This is a genomic window from Pseudomonas sp. N-137, assembly GCF_034555295.1.
In the GTDB taxonomy this organism is placed as follows: Bacteria; Pseudomonadota; Gammaproteobacteria; order Pseudomonadales; family Pseudomonadaceae; genus Aquipseudomonas; species Aquipseudomonas rhizophila.
This window is the reverse complement of record NZ_JAXUDQ010000032.1, coordinates 173,043-193,718: the sequence shown is the minus strand read 5'-3', so window position 1 is coordinate 193,718 and position 20,676 is coordinate 173,043. Positions and strand designations below refer to the sequence as shown.

General features: G+C 59.6%; 20 protein-coding genes, 2 tRNA genes and 1 pseudogene. 19 read left to right on the top strand and 4 right to left on the bottom strand.

Translation table 11 applies throughout. From position 1 onward, the window contains the following. Positions 1-17 precede the first annotated feature (17 nt). The 4 genes from T3A99_RS27425 to T3A99_RS27410 form a co-directional block, all read right to left on the bottom strand. Positions 18-272: a DUF2164 domain-containing protein gene (locus tag T3A99_RS27425; protein ID WP_076383347.1), complete on the bottom strand. Its 255-nt coding sequence runs from the start codon at positions 270-272 to the stop codon at positions 18-20. After that, the gene (gene hisH, locus T3A99_RS27420; protein WP_047226898.1) at positions 272-910 is read right to left on the bottom strand and encodes an imidazole glycerol phosphate synthase subunit HisH; all 639 of its coding nucleotides are present in this window, start codon (positions 908-910) and stop codon (positions 272-274) included. Before hisH ends, T3A99_RS27425 begins: the two co-directional genes overlap by 1 nt. Then, positions 910-1,503 (bottom strand): imidazoleglycerol-phosphate dehydratase HisB, encoded by a 594-nt coding sequence (gene hisB, locus T3A99_RS27415; RefSeq protein WP_003186751.1) that lies wholly within the window; start codon positions 1,501-1,503, stop codon positions 910-912. Before hisB ends, hisH begins: the two co-directional genes overlap by 1 nt. 273 nt (positions 1,504-1,776) lie before the next feature. After that, the gene (locus T3A99_RS27410; protein ID WP_047226897.1) at positions 1,777-3,438 is read right to left on the bottom strand and encodes an OFA family MFS transporter; all 1,662 of its coding nucleotides are present in this window, start codon (positions 3,436-3,438) and stop codon (positions 1,777-1,779) included. A 261-nt stretch (positions 3,439-3,699) separates the two neighbouring features. On the opposite strand from T3A99_RS27410, the gene panM reads away from it, so the two are divergent. From panM to T3A99_RS27315, 19 genes and pseudogenes are all read left to right on the top strand, one after another. Next, positions 3,700-4,098 carry an aspartate 1-decarboxylase autocleavage activator PanM gene (gene panM, locus T3A99_RS27405; RefSeq protein ID WP_047226896.1) on the top strand — a complete coding sequence of 133 codons (399 nt, stop codon included), beginning with the start codon at positions 3,700-3,702 and terminating at the stop codon, positions 4,096-4,098. A gap of 139 nt (positions 4,099-4,237) precedes the next feature. After that, a complete protein-coding gene (locus T3A99_RS27400) occupies positions 4,238-6,475 on the top strand; it encodes an AsmA family protein (RefSeq protein WP_274090781.1) in 2,238 nt (745 codons plus the stop codon). Then, entirely contained in the window at positions 6,472-7,539 is a 1,068-nt protein-coding gene (gene mutY, locus T3A99_RS27395; protein ID WP_047226894.1) for an A/G-specific adenine glycosylase, read from the top strand. The genes T3A99_RS27400 and mutY overlap by 4 nt, the downstream gene beginning before the upstream one ends. After that, the gene (locus T3A99_RS27390; protein ID WP_047226893.1) at positions 7,536-7,808 is read left to right on the top strand and encodes an oxidative damage protection protein; all 273 of its coding nucleotides are present in this window, start codon (positions 7,536-7,538) and stop codon (positions 7,806-7,808) included. Before mutY ends, T3A99_RS27390 begins: the two co-directional genes overlap by 4 nt. A 102-nt stretch (positions 7,809-7,910) precedes the next feature. Further along, a tRNA-Phe gene (locus tag T3A99_RS27385) sits at positions 7,911-7,986 on the top strand. 194 nt (positions 7,987-8,180) lie between these two features. Continuing rightward, positions 8,181-8,588 carry a hypothetical protein gene (locus T3A99_RS27380; protein ID WP_047226892.1) on the top strand — a complete coding sequence of 136 codons (408 nt, stop codon included), beginning with the start codon at positions 8,181-8,183 and terminating at the stop codon, positions 8,586-8,588. Positions 8,589-8,762: 174 nt separating this feature from the next. Next, positions 8,763-9,167: pseudogene (locus tag T3A99_RS27375) on the top strand (DUF1016 N-terminal domain-containing protein); the annotation flags it as partial. Positions 9,168-9,298: 131 nt separating this feature from the next. Next, a complete protein-coding gene (locus T3A99_RS27370; RefSeq protein WP_047226891.1) occupies positions 9,299-9,904 on the top strand; it encodes a biliverdin-producing heme oxygenase in 606 nt (201 codons plus the stop codon). Continuing rightward, positions 9,901-12,135 (top strand): ATP-binding protein, encoded by a 2,235-nt coding sequence (locus T3A99_RS27365; protein ID WP_322834989.1) that lies wholly within the window; start codon positions 9,901-9,903, stop codon positions 12,133-12,135. The genes T3A99_RS27370 and T3A99_RS27365 overlap by 4 nt, the downstream gene beginning before the upstream one ends. A 40-nt stretch (positions 12,136-12,175) precedes the next feature. Beyond that, complete coding sequence (locus tag T3A99_RS27360; RefSeq protein ID WP_047226889.1) at positions 12,176-12,622, top strand: hypothetical protein; 447 nt, start codon at positions 12,176-12,178, stop codon at positions 12,620-12,622. Positions 12,623-12,972: 350 nt separating this feature from the next. Continuing rightward, the gene (locus tag T3A99_RS27355; protein ID WP_047226888.1) at positions 12,973-13,746 is read left to right on the top strand and encodes an ABC transporter ATP-binding protein; all 774 of its coding nucleotides are present in this window, start codon (positions 12,973-12,975) and stop codon (positions 13,744-13,746) included. A gap of 13 nt (positions 13,747-13,759) precedes the next feature. Beyond that, positions 13,760-14,527, top strand: a complete 768-nt coding sequence (locus tag T3A99_RS27350) for an ABC transporter substrate-binding protein (protein WP_047226887.1) — start codon at positions 13,760-13,762, stop codon at positions 14,525-14,527. Between the two features lie 78 nt (positions 14,528-14,605). Then, positions 14,606-15,301, top strand: coding sequence for an ABC transporter permease (locus tag T3A99_RS27345; RefSeq protein WP_076383342.1), 696 nt, complete (start codon positions 14,606-14,608; stop codon positions 15,299-15,301). Further along, on the top strand, positions 15,298-15,987 hold the full coding sequence (locus T3A99_RS27340; RefSeq protein WP_076383341.1) for an ABC transporter permease: 690 nt from the start codon (positions 15,298-15,300) through the stop codon (positions 15,985-15,987). Before T3A99_RS27345 ends, T3A99_RS27340 begins: the two co-directional genes overlap by 4 nt. After that, positions 15,968-17,200, top strand: a complete 1,233-nt coding sequence (locus T3A99_RS27335; protein WP_281459749.1) for a methyltransferase — start codon at positions 15,968-15,970, stop codon at positions 17,198-17,200. Before T3A99_RS27340 ends, T3A99_RS27335 begins: the two co-directional genes overlap by 20 nt. A 331-nt stretch (positions 17,201-17,531) precedes the next feature. Beyond that, on the top strand, positions 17,532-18,356 hold the full coding sequence (locus T3A99_RS27330; RefSeq protein WP_322834988.1) for an FkbM family methyltransferase: 825 nt from the start codon (positions 17,532-17,534) through the stop codon (positions 18,354-18,356). 75 nt (positions 18,357-18,431) lie between these two features. After that, positions 18,432-18,507 (top strand) — tRNA-Thr (locus T3A99_RS27325). Between the two features lie 172 nt (positions 18,508-18,679). Beyond that, on the top strand, positions 18,680-20,014 hold the full coding sequence (locus T3A99_RS27320; RefSeq protein WP_322834987.1) for a tyrosine-type recombinase/integrase: 1,335 nt from the start codon (positions 18,680-18,682) through the stop codon (positions 20,012-20,014). 1 nt (position 20,015) lies between these two features. After that, positions 20,016-20,345, top strand: coding sequence for a hypothetical protein (locus tag T3A99_RS27315; RefSeq protein ID WP_322834986.1), 330 nt, complete (start codon positions 20,016-20,018; stop codon positions 20,343-20,345). Positions 20,346-20,676: the final 331 nt, after the last annotated feature.

The following is a 20,676-nucleotide window of genomic DNA, read 5'->3' as shown; positions in this document are numbered from 1 at the left end:
TCAGCTTGACTCGGAAATCAGTTTTTCTCGAGCGCCCACAAGTCGCTTTCGATGCTTTCGAACCTTTCTTTAAGGTGCGCCTGCACATCGAAAATCGCCCTGTTGTAATAGTGCGGAGCAATTTCGCGGGTAAACAACTCAAGAATTTCCGCCGCTTCGAACGAACCCAGGTCCAGTTCGAAACGATCCTCCATGAACCGTTGGATCTTGAGGTTCGCCTCACTTTCCTGCTCGGGCGTGAGGGTGAGGATCGGCGGTTTCTTGCGGGCCATTACCAGCGCCCGTCCCACGCGGCGAAGTTCTGCAGCAACTGCAGGCCATGGGTATGGCTCTTCTCCGGGTGGAACTGCACGGCGAAGCGCGAACCATCGGCCAGGGCCGCGGCGAAGTCGACGCCATAGTGACCGCCGCCCACCACCTGCCGGGCGTTACCGGCCGCGATGTAGTAGCTGTGCACGAAGTAGAAGCGCGCCAGGTCCGGAATGTTGTGCCACAGCGGGTGATCCACCGTCTGCTTCACCTCGTTCCAGCCCATGTGCGGGACTTTCAGGTGCTCGCCGTCTTCGTGCAGATCCTTGCCGAAAAACTTCACCTGGCCTGGAAACATCGCGATGCAATCGACGCCGTCGTTCTCCTCGCTGCTCTCGAGCAAGGCCTGCATGCCCACGCAAATGCCAAGGAACGGACGATCCTGACTGACTTCATGCACCAGTGAATCGAAGCCCAGGCGACGGATCTCGGCCATGCAGTCACGAATCGCACCAACACCGGGAAAGACCACCCGGTCGGCTTCGCGAATCACGTCGGCATCGCTGGTGATCAGTACCTTGCCGGCGCCCACGTGCTCGAGGGCCTTGGCCACCGAGTGCAGGTTGCCCATGCCGTAATCGATAACCGCGACCGTCTGCATTACAGGACGCCCTTGGTGGAGGGCATTTGCCCGGCCATGCGGTCATCGAGCTCCACGGCCATGCGCAGCGCGCGGCCGAAAGCCTTGAACACGGTTTCGATCTGGTGGTGGGTGTTGTGCCCGCGCAGGTTGTCGATGTGCAGGGTCACATTGGCGTGGTTGACGAAGCCCTGGAAAAATTCCTGGAACAGGTCCACGTCGAAGCCGCCAACGGTGGCACGGGTGTACGGCACATGCATTTGCAGGCCCGGACGACCGGAGAAGTCGATGACCACACGCGACAGCGCCTCATCGAGCGGCACGTAGGCGTGGCCGTAGCGACGGATGCCTTTCTTGTCGCCGATGGCTTTGGTGAAAGCCTGCCCCAGGGTGATACCGACGTCTTCCACCGTGTGGTGGTCGTCGATGTGCAGGTCGCCCTTGCTGACGATATCCAGGTCGATCAGCCCATGACGGGCGATCTGGTCCAGCATGTGCTCAAGAAAAGGCACGCCGATATCAAACCGGGCCTTTCCGGTGCCATCCAGGTTGATCGAGGCTTTGATCTGGGTTTCCAGAGTGTCGCGCTCGACAGACGCCTTACGTTCGGCCATCACCAGCTCCGCAAAATCATTGGGCGAAAAAGGCAGCCATTATAGGGGCGCGAGCGGCAAACAGAAACACGGGAGGTGATATCCCTGACGGGTTGTCGGCGATAGACATGTCCGTACAAGCAATTGTGGCCATCACCCAAAACAAATGTGGGAGCGAGCCTGCTCGCGATAGCGGTGGATCAGCCGACAATGATGCCGGCTGACCCTCCCTCATCGCGAGCAGGCTCGCTCCCACAAGATTCGCCCTCACCCCAGCGGGTTCGGGCTAGCGTATTACTGGAACAACACCGCCGTCTTCTGCAGGGTTACCCAGACACCCCACGCCAACGGAATGCCCACCACCAACCAGGCGGCGATCGCCAAAGGCTTGGTGCCCGGCGCGGCTTTCCACTCCAGCGAAGTGGTGCTGTCAGCGCCCTTGTCATGGCCCAGCGCCTGTTCGGCGGCCAGTTCGGCGTCGGTCATGAAGTACTTGTCGGCGACCGGACGGACCATCAGGTTGCACAGGAAGCCCAGTACCAGCAGGCCGGCGAGGATGTACAAGGTGATGTCATAGGCCGCAGCGCGTTCAACGCCGATGCTCAGCTGATATTCACGCAGGTAGTTCACCAGTACCGGACCCAGCACGCCTGCTGCGGCCCAAGCGGTCAACAGCCGACCGTGGATCGCGCCGACCATTTGCGTACCGAACAGGTCCGCCAGGTAGGCCGGCACGGTGGCAAAACCGCCGCCGTACATCGACAGGATGATGCAGAACGCCGCCACGAACAGCGCGACGCTGCCCAGATGACCCAGGTTCGGGATCAGCGCGTACAGGGCAAAGCCCAGGGCGAAGAACACGAAGTAGGTGTTCTTGCGACCCAGGTAATCCGAGCAGGATGCCCAGAAGAACCGCCCACCGATGTTGAACAGGCTCAGCAGACCAGTGAAACCGGCCGCAATGGCCGCGATCTGACCCAGTTGCGCAGCATCCAACTGACCGAAAGGCAAGTCATTGCCGAGCAACTTGCCGCCGAACACTTCCTGCAACAGTGGCGATGCCATGCCGATGATGCCGATACCGGCGGATACGTTCAGGCACAGCACCAGCCATACCAGACGGAACTGCGGGGTTTTCCAGGCCACGTTCACGTGAACGTGACGATGGGTGATCATCGCGTTCGCAGCTTTCTTCGGTGCCGGGGTCCAGCCTTCAGGCTTCCAGCCGGTCGGCGGGACGCGGTACGACAGGGCGCCACCGACCATGAACACGAAGTAGATCGCGGCCATGACCAGGAAGCTTTGCCATACGCCCACTTCAGTCGGCGAAGAGAAATGGCTCATCAGCGCTGCAGCCAGCGGTGCACCTACCATCGCGCCGCCGCCGAAGCCCATGATCGCCATGCCGGTGGCCATGCCACGCTTGTCCGGGAACCACTTGATCAGCGTCGAAACCGGGGAGATGTAGCCCAGCCCCAAGCCGATACCACCGATTACCCCGGAGCCGACCCACATCAGCCATATCTGGTGAGTGTAAATACCCAGCGCGGAAATCAGCAGACCGCCGCACCAGCACAAGGCCGATACAACGCCAGCCTTACGTGGCCCGGCGTGTTCCAGCCAGCCGCCCCAGATGGCTGCCGAGCAACCCAGGAAGATGAAGAACAGGGTGTAGATCCAGCCGAGCATCGAGATCGGCCAGTCACATTGGGATGAAAAGACTTGTGCGATGAAGCTCATGTCCGGTGCACAGGCTACAGGCTTGGTGACGCCCAGTGCCTTGGACAACGGCAACCAGAACACCGAAAAGCCGTAGGCCATGCCGATGCAAAGGTGGATGGCCAGTGCGGCCGGTGGAACCAGCCACCGGTTGAATCCGGGCTTGGCGATAATGCGTTCCTTGGAGAGGAACGCAGGCTGGGCGGCAAAGCCGTCCGCCGTGATGCTCGTGCTCATTATGTATCCCCCAGTTATTGGTATGGCTCGCCAGCCATGCATCACCCTCAGCCTTATTGCACGCAAAGCGCGACTGTATTTTCTGGTGAAGCTTCATTTTGGTGCGACATTGAGTCGCAGAAGGACGGGCGAACGGGTAAAGGTTACCATTTGCTTATGACAGAAAAGCCAAAGTGCTATCACCTTTTTTACATCTTCTGTCTTATCGCGCCATTGCACGTTTTCTGTAGGGCGTGAATCGTTTATTTTTCAGGAATTTATATGCCCATCGTTGTCGAGCAGTTGAATGACGCCACCTGTCGGGACCGGCAGGACCTGCACAAAATCTACCAGGATGCCCCGGCCTGGCTGTTCGAGCCGTTCACTGACGGCACACAATTGATACACAAATGCCTGGAGGACGGCGCGTTGATCGCAGCCCGCTTCAATGACCGGTTGCTCGGTGCCGCACGGCTGCAACGGCACCAGGACGTCTGGCACTTGTCCCAAATGTGCGTGCGAAACGTCACCCGTCGTCGTGGGGTGGCGGAACGATTGGTCAGCGAAGCCCGGAAAATGGCTACGCAACACGGTGCCGAACTGAAGCTCTTGGCCCCATCCGGTCATCTGGAAGCCCAGGCGCTGGCGGCCAAATTGAAACTGGCACTGGAGCAGGCCTAGATCCGGGAGCTCAGCGCGGCCCTCGCCACGGTTCCATGGCCCACAGGCCTGTCAGAAAGAACGATCACCCAACGCGCCACTAGGTCAGGGCGTTATACTCCCAGGCTAAATTTTGAACTCAACCTACAAGGACTCGCCCATGAAAGCGTTCGGCAAAATCCTGGGTCTGGTACTTCTCGGGCTGTTGCTGGTCATTGTGGCCTTGGGCTTTGCCCTGACCCACCTCTTCGATCCCAACGACTATAAAGAAGAGATCCGCCAGATAGCCCGCGACAAGGCCCACATTGAGCTGACCCTCAATGGCGACATCGGCTGGAGCCTTTTCCCGTGGCTGGGTCTGGAATTGCACGAAGCCAGTGTCGCCACCCTGGCAAACCCGACACAACCGTTCGCCGACCTGCAGATGCTCGGCCTTTCCGTGCGCGTGATTCCACTGCTGCGCCGCGAAGTGCAGATGAGCGACGTGCGCGTCGAAGGCCTGAACCTGCGACTCAACCGTGACAAGAACGGCCACGGCAATTGGGAAGACATCGGCAAGGCACCCGCCTCTAAAACCACGGCAAACGCCCCGGCACCGGCCGAACAGCCTGCCCCTGGGGACAGCGCCCCGGCGCAGAAACCGGCCCAGCCAACCCGCCTGGACATCGACAGCCTGACCGTGAACAACGCCCGGGTCGAATACACCGACGAGCAGGCCGGCCGGCAGTTCACCGCCGAAAGCATCCAACTGAGCACTGGCCCGATCCATGATTCCACCAACATTCCGGTCACTCTCACCGCATTCCTGGCCAGCAACCAGCCAGCCGTGCGGGTGCGCACCGAGGTCACGGGCGAGCTGCGCTTCGAGCGCGCCTTGCAGCGCTACAAGTTCGAAGACCTGAAGCTGTCCGGCGAAGCCACGGGCGACCCTTTGCAAGGCAAGACCGTGACGTTCGCGGCACACGGGCAGCTACTCCTGGATAAAGCGGCGAACGTCGCCGAATGGACCGGCATCAAGCTTTCCATCAATCAACTGCGGGCGTTGGGCGAACTGAAGGTCAATGATCTGGACAAGACCCCGCAACTGAGCGGCGGCATGTCGATCGCCCAATTCGACCTGGCGAAATTCGTCGACGGCGTCGGTCAGAAACTGCCGGCCATGGCCGAAGGCAGCTTGAGCAAAGTCGAACTGGTCACCCGTATTGCGGCCACGCCGACCAGCGCCGAATTCAATAGTATCAATCTGAAAATCGACGACAGCACCTTCAGCGGTCGTATCGCCGTGGAAGACTTTGCCAAGCAGTCACTGCGTGCGCAGCTCAAGGCCGATACCTTCAACGTTGACCGCTACCTGCCGCCAAAATCCGCCGAGGCCGACAGTTCCAAGGCGGCCCGAGAGGCGGAGGTCAGCAACACCGAAGCCAGTGCCATGGCGGGCGCCGGCAGCACACCGTTGCCGAGCGCGCCCACCCAGGGCGCCTGGAGCAACGACCGGCTGTTTCCGGTCGAACGCCTGGGCAAACTGGACCTGGATGCCGACCTGACCTTCGGCCAACTGACCCTCGATAAACTGCCGATCCAGAATGCCGCGCTCAAGGCCACCGGCCAGGGCGGCCTGCTGACCCTGGAAAACCTGCGGGGCGATTTGTACAACGGCAACTTCGAAGTCAAAGGCACGCTGGACGTGCGCCAGCCCACGCCGCAGTTGAGCCTGCAAACTCGCATCAACCGGGTACCGGCCGAGAAAATCATCGAAAGCCAGGGCAAGAATCCGCCCGTCAAAGGCCTGGTGACACTCAACAGCGCCGTGACCGCCAGTGGCAACAGCCAAAAGGCCCTGATCGACAGCCTCAACGGTACTGCCGGGTTCGTCATCAACGACGGCGTCCTGCTCAATGCCAACCTCGAGCAGCAGTTGTGCAGGGGCATCGCCACCCTCAATCGTAAAACCCTCAGTGGCGAGCCCCGGGGCAAGGACACCCCATTCGAGCAACTCAACGGCAATCTCACCTTCCGCAGCGGCGTGGCCAACAACCCGGACCTGAAGGTCCGTATCCCTGGCATGACCGTCAACGGCAACGGCGATATCGACCTGCGTGTGCTGGGCATGGACTACCGCGTCGGCATCATCATCGAAGGCGACAAGAGCGACATGCCCGACCCGGCTTGCCAGGTCAACGAACGTTACGTCGATGTCGAATGGCCGTTGCGCTGCCGCGGTCCGCTGGAGCTGGGCGCGAAGGCATGCCGGCTGGACAACGAGGGGCTGGGCAAAGTCGCCGCGAAACTGGCCGGCGACCGCCTCGGCGACAAGCTCAATGAGAAGATCGACGAGAAGCTCGGCGACAAGGTCAGCCCCGAGCTGAAGGACGCGCTCAAGGGGTTGTTCAAGCGATGACAGCCGAGCAGTTTTCCAGCGCCGTACTGGACTGGTTCGACCGCCACGGGCGCCACGACTTGCCTTGGCAGCAAGACATCACTGCGTATCGGGTGTGGGTCTCGGAAATCATGCTGCAGCAGACCCAGGTCAGCACCGTGCTCAATTATTTCGACCGGTTCATGGCCTCGCTGCCCACCGTGCAAGCCCTGGCCGCCGCGCCGGAAGACGAAGTGCTGCACCTGTGGACCGGCCTGGGCTACTACACCCGCGCCCGTAATCTGCAGAAAACCGCGAAGATCGTAGTCGACCAATATGGCGGTGAATTCCCCCGCGACGTGGAAAAACTCACCGAATTACCGGGGATCGGCCTGTCCACAGCCGGCGCCATCGCCAGCATCAGCATGGGCCTGCGGGCACCGATCCTCGATGGCAACGTCAAGCGGGTGCTGGCGCGCTTCACCGCCCAGGAAGGTTACCCGGGCGAACCGAAGGTCGCGAAGCAACTGTGGGCGACTGCCGAGCGCTTCACGCCTCAAGACCGGGTCAACGCCTACACCCAGGCGATGATGGACCTGGGCGCCACGCTCTGTACCCGCAGCAAACCCAGCTGCCTGCTTTGCCCGCTTAAAAAAGGCTGCCAAGCCCACATGCTCGGCCTGGAGACCCGCTACCCGATCCCCAAGCCACGCAAGGATGTGCCCAAAAAACGCACCTTGATGCCGATGCTGGCCAACCGCGAAGGCGCGATTCTGCTTTATCGTCGCCCCTCCACGGGCCTGTGGGGCGGTTTATGGAGCCTGCCGGAACTCGACGACCTCGACGACCTGCAACACCTGGCCCTGCAACACTCGCTGGAGCTGGGCAATCATCAGCAGATGCCGAGCCTGGTACACACTTTCAGCCACTTTCAGTTGGCGATCGAACCCTGGCTGGTCCGGGTCCGGGAAACCGGCCATCACGTGGCCGAGGCCGACTGGCTCTGGTATAACCTCGCCACCCCGCCGCGCCTGGGCCTCGCCGCCCCGGTCAAGACCTTGCTCGAACGCGCGGCCGCCGTATTGAACGCAGGAGAGTTGCAATGATCCGCACCGTGATGTGCCGCAAGTACAAAGAACAACTGGAAGGCCTGGAGCGCGCGCCGTTCCCGGGCGTCAAAGGCCAGGACATCTACGACAATGTCTCGGCCAAGGCCTGGGCGGACTGGCAAAAACACCAGACCCTGCTGATCAACGAAAAACGCCTGAACATGATGAACGCCGAAGACCGCAAATACCTTCAAGGCGAAATGGAAAAGTTCTTTTCCGGCGAAGAATACGCCAAGGCCGAAGGCTACGTGCCGCCGTCCGAATAGGCCACCCAGAACCGGGGCGGATCGTAAGCGACGGTAATAATTAAATATTTTTTGATAACGTGCTTGACGACCCCCTGAAAAACCCGTTTAATGCGCCCCGTTGCCCAGATAGCTCAGTCGGTAGAGCAGGGGATTGAAAATCCCCGTGTCGGCGGTTCGATTCCGTCTCTGGGCACCAAATACCGAAAACCCCGATCAAGAAATTGATCGGGTTTTTTTATTGCCTGGGATTTACGGGAGCTGTGACGGCGCGGCGAGTTCTTCAACCTCACTGGGTGCCACAATTGTTTGTGGTGGATTGAGATTCGAAGTGGTTGCCCTGAAGCTGTAGGATAGATCGCCTTATTTTCATGCCAGGAGTCTGCCCCCCCCATGTCATCGGCAAACAAACAGCAGAAACGAAACCAGCGCGCCAAGGCGAAAGCCAAGAAGAACCGCATTCAGCGTGCTGCTGCGCCGAACGATTTCCTGGACCCGAACGATGAGCGCATCGATCTGGAATCCGTGGACCTGACGGAGCTGTTCCAAATCATGAGCTCAGCTGAAAAGGTCAGCCAGAAGGCGATGTGCGAAGCGTTCCTGGCCTATCCACTGTTGACGCTGGTGCTGGAACAGGAAGGTGAGGACGAAGCGACCGACTTCATCATTACTGCATTGATCGAATACCGTCGCCTGACCAAAGGCGTCGATGAGCAGACCGCACTGGATTGGGTGGAGAGTGAGCAGTTCCAGGCCGATTATGTCGCCGCGTCCAAGGCGCTAGCCCAAGATCCGATCTGATGATCGTCCTCCTTATGAGGACGTCGGCAGTGGATGACGCCATCCCGGGATAGCTCCTACAAGCCAGGGTCAGCCAAGATCAGGCGGCGTCAAACCCGTCCTGCAAGAATCGGACGGCTTTCCTCCCACCTAATCAGACTCGCCCTGCATCATCGAAACGTCGTCCAGAGCATCCTTTTGGTCCCCCCATTTGGGAAAGGCTTTGATGAACGCAACCTGCGCCACATGCGGGACTTTTATCAATCGTTTCCAATTTGGAACGCAGTGCGTTCCGAATTGAGCTGGACCCATTACCGCACACTTCTGCGGGTAGAAGACCCAAACGCCCGCCATTGGTACATGAACGAGGTAGCCATCCAAAACTGGTCCACCCGCGCCCTGGAACGTCAGATCGGCACCCTCTACTACGAACGTCTGCTGGCCAGCCAAGACCGCCCGGCGGTGAAACAGGAAGCGACCAGCCATATTGAAAGGCTCAATCTCAGCCCGAGGAACATCGTCAGGGACCCCGTAGTTTTGGAGTTCCTCGGAATGCCCAATGTCGGCGCTTTGCTGGAAACCGACCTGGAGCAAGCCTTGAGGCTCGACAACCAAGCCTGACGACGGGCGAACTGAAAGCCAACAGCTGATGGCCGCTCTGGCCGAAAAATCTGTGTAAGATTGATGCGCTTTTTTTCCAGCAACGCTCCAGTCAACGAGCTCTATCCCGCATGTCACCGGCCGCGCCTCCCCCTTCTCTGATTCAGGCATTGCGGACCGAAACCGCTGAGCTGCACGTCGCCCTGGAAAAACGCTTGCCGTTTTTCTCCGAACAGTTGGACCTCGACCTGTACCGGCGCCTGATGGCCGCCTACTACGGTTTTTATAAACCGCTGGAACAGCGACTTCATGTCCTGACGCTGACACCGACGGGGTTGGACCAATCCCTGCGGATCAAGCTTCCCGTACTGCGGGCGGATCTCACGGCACTGGGCCTGGATGACCACGCTATCGAGGCACTGCCCACCTGCCGGGACCTGCCGCAGATCGATTCCCGTGCCGCCGCCCTGGGGGTTTCCTATGTGCTGGAAGGTGCAACTCTCGGGGGGCAGATCCTGCGGCGCAGAGTCGCCGAACAGCTCGGTCTTGATGCCTCCAGCGGCGCGGCGTTTCTCAATGTGTATGGCGAACTCACCGGTCGGCGTTGGAAGGACTTCCTTCAGTATTTGGGCGACAGGAACCTTGGCGACGCCCAAACGCTCGAAGTCACACGTGCCGCCAAAGCGACGTTTACTCATTTTGAACACTGGCTGGACAGCCAAAAGGTATTGTTATGACCCCGGAAAACCAGGAAGCCTTCGAAGAACTGCTGGCCAATTGTGCAGACGAACCGATTCGCTTCCCCGGGGCCATCCAGCCTCATGGCGTGCTACTGATGCTGTCCGAACCCGACTTCGTCATCCGACAGGTCAGCGCCAACGTATTGCAATTGATGGGGCACGATCCTCACGGTCTCCCCGGCCAGACGCTGGACGCACTGTTCGGGCAGCAGCAGGCCCAAGCCGTCCTCAAGGCCTGTCGCGCCGATGCGGACGGGGACAACGCGCCCGTGGAGATTGTCGTGAACCAGTTGCGTTTTGACGCCCTGGTCCACCGCCATCAAGGCGCCCTGATCGTCGAACTGGAACAGCACCTGAGCGACTACCGTCCCGAAGGTGTCAGCGGCGAAGCCAACCTGGGGCGCATGCTGCAACGCCTGCAAAGCGCGAAAAGCCTTCAGGCTCTGTACGAAATCAGCGTTCGGGAAATTCAGGCCATGACCGGTTACGACCGGGTGCTGATCTATCGCTTCGAAGAAGAAGGCCACGGCCAGGTGATCGCCGAGGCCAGCGCGCCGTCGATGGAGCTCTACAAAGGCCTGTTTTTTCCGGCATCGGATATCCCTGAACAGGCCCGGGAGCTGTATCGCACCAACTGGCTGCGAATCATCCCCAACGCTGACTACACGCCGGTACCGCTGGTCCCGCAGTTGCGTCCCGACACTCAGACACCCCTGGACCTGAGCTTTTCCACCCTGCGTAGCGTCTCGCCGATCCACCGCCAATACATGAAAAACATGGGTGTGCTGTCGTCCATGAGTATTTCCCTGATAGAAGGCGACCGGCTGTGGGGCCTGATCAGTTGCGGCAACCGTCAACCCCTGCTCGTGCCCCATGAAATGCGCATGGCCTGCCAGACCATCGGCCAAGTGCTGTCGCTGCAGATCAGCGCCATGGAAGCACTGGATCTGACCCGTCAACGGGATGCCAAGCTTGAGGACCTCAAGGTTCTCGCCACGGCCATGGCCGAGTCCAGCGACAATGTCTTTGACGGCTTGTCCCACGAACCCCAACGGCTGATGGACCTGACCGGCGCCACCGGCGTCGCGATCCTCGAGGACAACAAGCTGCACCGCCATGGCCAGTGCCCGGAAGCGGAGCAGATCCGCGAGCTGCATAAATGGATGCTGGAGACCGACCAGCCCGTTTTCTCCCACCACAACCTGAGCAGCGTTTTCGCTCCGGCCCAGGCCTATCAGGACGTGGCGAGCGGTGTGCTGGCGATCCACCTGCCCAAGCCTGTGGAAAATGGCGTGCTGTGGTTCCGCCCCGAGGTGAAGCAAACCATCCAGTGGAGCGGCGACCCGCAAAAACCCCTGGACCTGGAAAGCAGCGAGACAGGTTTGCGCCTGCGACCGCGAACGTCTTTCGAAATCTGGAAAGTCGAAATGGCCGGCATCAGTACCAAATGGACCCACGGCGATCTGTTTGCCGCCAACGACCTGCGCCGCTCAGCGCTGGAAAACGATCTGGCCCGGCAAGTCCACAAGGAGCGTCAGGCGGTGCAGGCGCGTGATGAACTGGTGGCGGTGGTGTCCCATGACCTGCGCAACCCGATGACGGTCATATCCATGCTCTGCGGCATGATGCAAAAGTCCTTCAGCTCCGACGGCTCCCATAGCTCCAAACGAATTGCTTCAGCCATCGACACCATGCAACAGGCTGCCAGCCGCATGAACGTTCTGCTCGAAGACCTGCTGGACACTTCGCGCATCGACGCCGGGCGCTACACCATCCATCCCCAGCCGCTGGACGTCAGCCAGATATTCGAAGACGCCTGCTCGCTGCTGACGCCGCTGGCAACCGCCAAGGCCATCGATATTTCGTTCCACGCCGAACCCAATCTCAAGATCAATGCCGACCCCGAGCGGTTGTTCCAGGTGCTGTCGAACCTGATCGGAAACGCCATCAAGTTCACCCCCCAGCAAGGCAGCGTGGGCATCAGCGCGATGTCGGTGGGTGACGAGATCGTGTTCAGCGTTCGTGATACCGGCGAAGGAATCAAACCGGAGCAGTTGCCTCACGTGTTTGACCGCTACTGGACAGTCAAGGAAGGCAACCCGAACGGCACCGGACTGGGTTTGTATATTTCCAAGGGGATTGTCCAGGCCCATGGCGGTAAACTGCACGCCGAAAGCCAGCCAGGCAAGGGCAGCGAATTCAGCTTTACCGTGCCGAAAATCAACTGAGCCGGGCATCGCCCCCTAACAAACTGGAAACCGAAGCCCAATGGCCTCACTGAACAAACAGCAAAAACGCGCCAAGCGTGCCAAAGACAAAGCCAAGCAAATCCGCATGAGCGGACGTAAATCCATCCCCATGTATGGCGACCCGGCCCACGCCACCGCCCAGCCACCGGTCTACGTTCTTGAGCTGTTCGCCAAGCTACGCGAAGCCGAGGCCATCAGCCGCAGCGAGATGCTCGACACGCTGCTCGCGTCCCTGAGCGTGATGATCAGCGAACGCCCCGGCCTGCTGGATCTGAAAAACGCCGAGAACGAAAGCATGGCCGCCACCAACCTGGCCGCGGACATGCTGGTCGACTACCGCATGTGGGCCGACGACATGGATCGCGAGACGGCCCAGCGCTGGCTCAGCACCCCGGAGTTCATCAAGGACTTCAGCGAGGCGCTGGATCGTTATCGTCAGTTGATGGAAGAGCCCGCCAGCGAATAGAACGCGATCAGCCTCACGGAGAAGAGGACAGCCAGCTAAAACTTCCTATGGACGATAAAAACGCACAACGGCAACACTCATCCGATTAACCCTTCCAACCCCCAGCCAAAGCTGGCACCATCGCGCCTTTTTTTACGCGACTCCCCGGGATTTTTACCGGTAAACAGAGTTCGAACGGCCGTTCGGTTGTTGATGGCGCGACAGTCTGCTGCGCCGATGCGACAACCTGCCGCACATTCGCGGTTTACCACCCGTAGCGCTGTTGGCTGCCATTCGGACGCTATGCTAGCTTGGCCGCCTCGCCAGGAAGGCCGCCAACAGCAAGGGAGCACACACCATGAGGACCGCACATGGCCCAGGCCACGCCCGCGCTTGAAATCCGCAACCTGCACAAACGCTACGGAAAGCTGGAGGTGCTCAAAGGCGTCTCGCTGACCGCCCGCGACGGCGATGTGATCTCGATCCTGGGTTCCTCCGGTTCCGGCAAGTCCACATTCCTGCGCTGCATCAACCTGCTGGAAAATCCCAACCAGGGCCAGATCCTGGTGGCCGGCGAAGAACTCAAGCTCAAGGCCGCGAAAAACGGTGAACTGGTGGCCGCCGATGGCAAACAGATCAACCGCATGCGCAGCGAAATCGGTTTTGTGTTTCAAAACTTTAACCTCTGGCCGCACATGAGCGTGCTCGACAACATCATCGAAGCCCCGCGCCGGGTGCTCGGCCAGAGCAAGGCCGAGGCCGTGGAAGTGGCTGAAGCCCTGCTGGCCAAGGTCGGCATCGCCGACAAGCGTCATGCCTACCCTGCCGAGCTTTCCGGTGGTCAGCAGCAGCGCGCCGCCATCGCCCGCACTCTGGCGATGCAGCCTAAAGTGATTCTGTTCGACGAACCCACCTCTGCCCTTGACCCGGAAATGGTCCAGGAAGTACTTAGTGTGATCCGCGCCCTGGCCGAAGAAGGCCGCACCATGCTGCTGGTGACTCACGAAATGGGCTTCGCCCGTCAGGTTTCCAGCGAAGTGGTGTTCCTTCATCAAGGCTTGGTCGAGGAGCAAGGATCGCCACAGCAGGTCTTCGAAAACCCGCTTTCGGCGCGCTGCAAACAATTCATGTCCAGCAACCGCTAACGGAGCAGTACATATGCAGACCTACAAGAAATTTCTCCTGGCCGCTGCCGCCAGTCTGGTCTTCTCGGCCAGCGCCATGGCCGCGGAAACACTGAAGATGGGCATCGAAGCGGCCTACCCGCCGTTCAATAACAAAGATGCCAGCGGCAACGTGGTCGGCTTCGACAAGGACATTGGCGACGCCCTGTGCGCCAAGATGAAAGTCGAATGCAGCGTGGTGACCTCCGACTGGGACGGCATCATTCCGGCCCTGAACGCCAAGAAGTTCGACTTCCTGATCTCCTCGTTGTCGATTACCGAGGAACGCAAGCAGGCCGTGGACTTCACCGAACCGTACTACTCCAACAAGCTGCAATTCATCGCACCGAAGGCCACCGAAGACTTCAAGACCGACAAGGCCTACCTGAGCGGCAAGACCATTGGCGCACAACGCGCCACGCTGGCCGGCACCTGGCTGGAAGACCGCAACATGGAAGATGACTACAACGTAAAGGTCACGCTCTACGATACCCAGGAAAACGCTTACCTGGACCTGCTCTCGGGCCGCGTTGACGCCATCCTGGCGGACAAATACGTGCAATACGAATGGCTCAAGAGCAAAGACGGCGCCGCCTTCGAATTCAAAGGCGACCCAGTGGTGGAAAGCGACAAGATCGGTATCGCCGTGCGCAAGGGTGACGACGAACTGCGCAACAAGCTGAACGCCGCGCTCAAGGAAATCGTTGCCGACGGCACCTATAAAAAGATCAACGACAAGTACTTCCCGTTCAGCATTTATTGATACTGACGTGCCTGGCCGGCGCCGCTTCATTGCGGCGCCGGCCCTTAGCAAAGCCTGCCGCGATATGAACACACACCCATGATGATCGATCTCTACGGATTCGGCCCGGCGCTCGCCGCTGGCGCGCTGATGACCGTCAAACTGGCGCTCTCGGCCCTCTGCCTGGGGCTGGTGCTCGGCTTGCTCGGCGCCTTGGCCAAGACTTCCCCGTACAAGCCGCTGCAATGGCTGGGCGGCACTTATTCGACACTGGTTCGCGGCATCCCCGAATTGCTCTGGGTGCTGCTGATCTACTTCGGCACCGTCAATCTCATGCGTGCCCTGGGCGAATACTTCGGTAACCCGGACCTTTCCCTCAACGCCTTCGCCGCTGGCGTCATCGCCCTGGGCCTGTGCTTTGGCGCCTACGCCACGGAAGTATTTCGCGGCGCGATCCTGGCCATTCCCAAGGGCCATCGCGAAGCTGGCGTGGCGCTGGGGTTGTCCAAGTGGCGGATCTTCACTCGACTGATCATGCCGCAGATGTGGCGCATCGCCCTGCCCGGGCTGGGCAACCTGTTCATGATCCTGATGAAAGACACCGCACTGGTGTCGGTGATCGGCCTGGAAGAAATCATGCGGCACGCGCAAATCGGCGTGACCGTGTCCAAGCAACCGTTCACCTTCTATATGGTGGCCGCGTTCATGTACCTGGGCCTTACCGTGCTCGCCATGATCGGCATGCATTTTCTGGAACGACGTGCCGCTCGCGGCTTTGCCAGGAGCACCCAATGAACTGGGAAGTCATCATCAAGTGGCTGCCGAAACTGGCCCAAGGCGCGACACTGACCCTGGAGCTGGTCGCCATCGCCGTGATCGCCGGTCTGCTGCTGGCGATTCCGCTGGGCATCGCCCGCTCCTCACGCCTGTGGTACGTGCGGGCGTTACCCTACGCCTACATTTTCTTTTTCCGTGGCACGCCGTTATTGGTTCAGCTGTTCCTGGTCTACTACGGTCTGGCGCAGTTCGACGCCGTGCGCAGCAGTTCGCTGTGGCCCTATCTGCGGGATCCGTTTTGGTGCGCCACGGCCACCATGACCCTGCACACCGCCGCCTACATCGCCGAGATCCTGCGCGGCGCGATCCAGGCCATCCCTCGTGGTGAAATCGAAGCCGCGCGAGCCCTGGGCATGTCCCGACCCAAGGCGTTGTTCTACATCATCCTGCCTCGCGCCGCGCGCATCGGCCTGCCGGCCTACAGCAACGAAGTGATCCTGATGCTCAAGGCCAGCGCACTGGCGAGCACCGTGACCCTGCTGGAGCTGACCGGTATGGCCCGGACCATCATTGCCCGGACCTACCTGCCGGTGGAAATCTTCTTCGCGGCCGGCATGTTCTACCTGCTGATGGCGTTCATGCTGGTGCAGGGCTTCAAGCAGCTGGAGCGCTGGTTGCGCGTCGATGCCTGCCAAGGACGCTGACAGCGGCGTGTTGACGGGCGAGGCGTTACTCGCCCGTTTCACCGCGCTGGATGCTTTTCTCACAACGCACCAGGCATTGTGGAAACCGCGTCCGTTCACCCATCTGCAGCTGCCATGGGAACGGTCCTACCCTGAGCTGGCCCAATGGCTACGCCAGCGTTCGCTGGAAGACGCGGAAAACGACCATCACCAACCCTGGCTGATTCAACATGCACCCGCGCCATTCCCAGAACTGGCGGGCATTTCCCATGCGTTGAGCGTCGTCGCAGAACTGCCGGGCAAAGAGCTCGAAACCACCGCCCATCGCCTCAGCGTCGACGTGCCAGGGCGCAAATGGCAGCAAATCGAAGCCTTCGCCAGCCGCCTGCACTTCGCTACCAAACCGACCCACTGGCTCGATTGGTGCGCCGGCAAAGGTCATCTTGGCCGACGCTTGCTGCAGGCTGAACAACAACTGACTTGCCTGGAATACGACCCAGCCCTGGTCGCCAGCGGCCAGCAACTAAGCCAACGCCACCGTCTGCCCGCCACGCACTTGCAGCAAGACGTGCTGGCGGCAGAGGCAGGCCTGGCGATCCGCCCTGAACACACGCCGGTAGCCCTGCACGCCTGCGGCGACCTGCATGTGCGCCTGATGCAGTTGGCGAGCGCCGCTGGCTGCACTCAACTGGCAATCGCCCCGTGCTGCTACAACCGCATCAGTGCTGAACGTTATCAACCGCTGTCCGACGTCGCCAAGGGTTCGGTCCTACAGCTAACGCTCGATGATCTCAGCCTGCCACTGACCGAAACCGTCACCGCCGGCGCCCGCATCCGGCGGCAACGGGACCAGTCCATGGCTCGGCGCCTGAGTTTTGACCTGCTGCAACGACAGATCCGGGGCCGCGACGACTATCTGCCCACCCCCTCGCTCCCCAGCGCCTGGCTGGAAAAATCCTTCATCGAGTACTGCACCGATCTGGCAGCCCTGAAAGACTTATCCACAGTCGGCTCGCCTGACTGGTCGGCACTGGAAGCGGCCGGCCATCAACGTCTGGCCCAAGTGCGCAACCTGGAATTGGTCCGAGGCCTTTTCCGGCGGCCTCTTGAGCTGTGGCTGGTGCTGGATCGGGCGCTTTTCCTCAGCCAGAAAAACTACCACGTCCACCTCGGCACCTTCTGCGAAACGCCCCTCACGCCGCGAAATCTGATGCTGCTGGCCGAACGTCGCTGACATGAAACAGCCTGTGGATAACTCTGTTGATGAAATTGTCTTGGATCCAATTAATCCGCGATTTTCTGCTGGAAGCGAGGCTGGTCATTTTTTGTTCATATGGATAAAAAACCATTAAAACAGGCATTTGCGAGCAAACGAGAAAGCTGTCACAAAATCGCAAGATGGCAGTCGCCCCACCCCGCCCGTTGTGCATAAGCGTTCAAGCAAAACGACATAACCGCCGAACTCAGTGCTCCCACACGCCAGCAATTGCGCCCATCGCGCCTGTGCAGTACAACAGCCTTTCGTATCGTGATTGACACAATGCCGACACACACAAGGACTGGCCGTGACGTTCATTTCCTACGCACAGAACTTCGAAGACATACGCCTGTGGCGCGCCCTTCAATCGGTGGAAAACGGCTTTTATCTGGACGTAGGCGCCAATCATCCAACAGATGATTCCGTGACCCGGGCGTTCTACGATCACGGCTGGCACGGGATCAACATCGAACCGGTGCAGGCCTACTACGACGCTCTCTGCCAAGAACGGCCAAACGACATCAACCTGCAATGCGTAGCCGGCGAAAACGCCGACAGCCTGACCTTCTACACCATCGCCGACACGGGCCTGTCCACCGTCGAAGCCAGCGTCGCCCAACAGCACCGCGACGCGGGCATGAAGGTAAGCAAGCAGACCGTCCAGTCCCGCACCCTGACTTCGATCTGCGAGCAATACGCCCAGGACCGCCCCATCCACTTTCTGAAAATCGACGTCGAAGGCCACGAAGAAACCGTGCTGCGCGGCATGGACTTCACCCGCTGGCGCCCCTGGATCATCCTCATCGAAACCCCATGGGCCCGCGACCAGACCTGGGAAACCCTCGTCACCGAAGCCGGCTATCACTCCATCCTGTTCGACGGCCTCAACACCTTTTACCTCGCCGAAGAACACCTGGCGCTCAAACCCGCTTTCGACATCCCCCCGTGCAACCTCGACGGGTTCCAATTCTGCAAAGGCCACAAATTCAGCCACCCCCTGAGCGAACCAGACCAGCAACTCACCGCCGCCCTGCAACGCGCCGAACGGGCCGAAGCCCAACTCCATGCCCTGCAAAACAGCCGTACCTGGCGAACCTTACAGAAAGTGCGCAACCTCGTGCGCCGCGCCTGAGCCGAGGTCCTGCAAAAATAGTCAGAATTCAGGGGTTTACAGAACGCATCCAATCGCTATAATCGTCGCCCACACGCCGGTATAGCTCAGTTGGTAGAGCAACTGACTTGTAATCAGTAGGTCCCGGGTTCGACTCCTGGTGCCGGCACCATCCAAGGTTCCATAGAAAGCTTTCAAAATCTCTGGAACCCCCGAAAAACCCGCCTTTTGGCGGGTTTTTTCGTTTTGGCATTCCATCGGTTTCCGTCAGAAACTGGTGGATTCCAACCGTTTTAAGGGTAGAGTTTGGGATACAGGTCACTTCGATAAAAGGGAGTACCCTTATGTCGCGCACCACAGCTCCGCTCTCCGACGCAGCTTGCCGCTTGGCAAAACCTACAGACCGCGCCTACAAGCTTTTCGACGGCGATGGCCTCTACCTCCTAGTCCAACCCAATGGCCGCAAAGGCTGGCGGCTCCGTTACGTCAAACCTGACGGACGCGAAGGACTGACCTCGTTCGGCAACTACCCCGTCATTGGCCTCGCCGATGCGCGCCGAAAGCGCTTGGAAGTGAAGCGGATGCTGGCGGATGGCGTTGATCCTATAGAGACCAAGCACCAAGCTAAGGCGGAAGCCGTAATCAAAGGCCGAACCTTTGAAAGTGTTGCGCTCGACTGGCATACGGAAATGTCGGCCAAGTGGGCACCAGGCCATTCCAAGACAGTGATGAGCCGCCTCAAAACCCACGTGTTCCCGCTGATCGGCGCCCGCGCCATTGTCGACCTCGACACCCATGACCTCATGCAGCCCTTGGAAGCGATCAAGAAGCGCGGAACGATAGACGTCGCTTTAAGGGTACAAAACTACCTGCAGAGCATCATGCGCGAGGCAAAACGCCTCCGGCTTATCACCGCAAACCCTGCTTACGACCTCGAAGGCTCGATCAAGGCCCCGCGGGTGGTGCATCGCCCCGCTCTACCCTTATCGCGACTGCCGGAACTGCAGGAGCGGATCGACACCTATAAAGGCCGGGCACTTACCCGCTTGACGGTGATGCTGTCGCTGCATGTGTTTGTACGATCCAGCGAACTGCGTTTCGCACGCTGGAGCGAGTTCGACCTCAAACGGGGCACCTGGGAGATACCGGACACTCGACCCGCGTTGGAGGGAGTACCCTTTTCCACAAGGGGTACGAAGATGGCAGGGGATATCCATTTAGTACCCTTATCGCCGCAAGCGGTGACTCTGCTTGAACAGATCCACGCCCTCACCGGTAAATTCGCATTGGTCTTCGCAGGGGATGCCAAACCCTGGAAGCCCATGTCCGAAAATACCGTGAACAACGCGCTTCGGACGATGGGATACGACACCAAAACCGATATCTGCGGGCATGGATTTCGTTCGATGGCCTGCAGCGCACTGATCGAGTCAGGATTGTGGTCGGAGACAGCCATTGAGCGGCAGATGAGCCACAAGGAGCGCAACAACGTCCGCGCCGCTTACATCCACAAGGCCGAGTTCATCGAGGAGCGCAGGCTGATCATGAACTGGTGGAGCCGGTACCTGGAGGCCAACCGGCAGGAGCATGTCACTCCACACGAATTCGCGAACCAGATTGGGGATAACGTTACTCGGATAAAGGCGAAGCCTGGCATTGGCGCAGAGAGGAGGAATTGATATGGATATCTCAACCGCACAAAGCATCAAGCTCGCCATTGTGTCGGCAACCGGACTGTCAAAAGACGCGCTGCATGTCTATTTGGGCATGGCGGTCTATTTAACGTTGATCGTTGGCACCCGACGATTCAGGCCATACCTTGGCTGGCTGGTTGTTTTCATCATTGCGTGTGCTGGCGAGTGGGTAGATCGGCGAGACGATATTGGAAGCTTCGGATACTGGCGCTGGCAGGCAAGCGCTCACGACGTTCTCAACACGTTGTTTTGGCCGACGGTGCTAACACTGCTTTGGCTTTTAAAGTGCCGCAGTAAAGCAAGCGTACATCCGTAAGACTCTCGCAATCTGCTCTGCCACGCGGGTCCATCCAAACAGGGCTGCAAAGCCGCCCTGCTTGGATGGACCTCACTTAAAAAAATCTAAAGCCCACGCAACTGTCTGTGGAAAACCACTGATTTCCACCGGTGGATAATTTCATCCACAGCCGCAGAGCTCCCGAAAATTCAAGCCTTGACCCGAATTATCCACAGGCGTAGAAAAGATCAGGCAAAGCGCTGTCGTTGACAGCAACCCAGGTAGCCAGAACCTTTAAGGCTACGCCACACGGTGGTGGTTCTCCCAAAGTGCGATTAGCGTCCGGCGGCTCGCACGGTCACAGCAATGT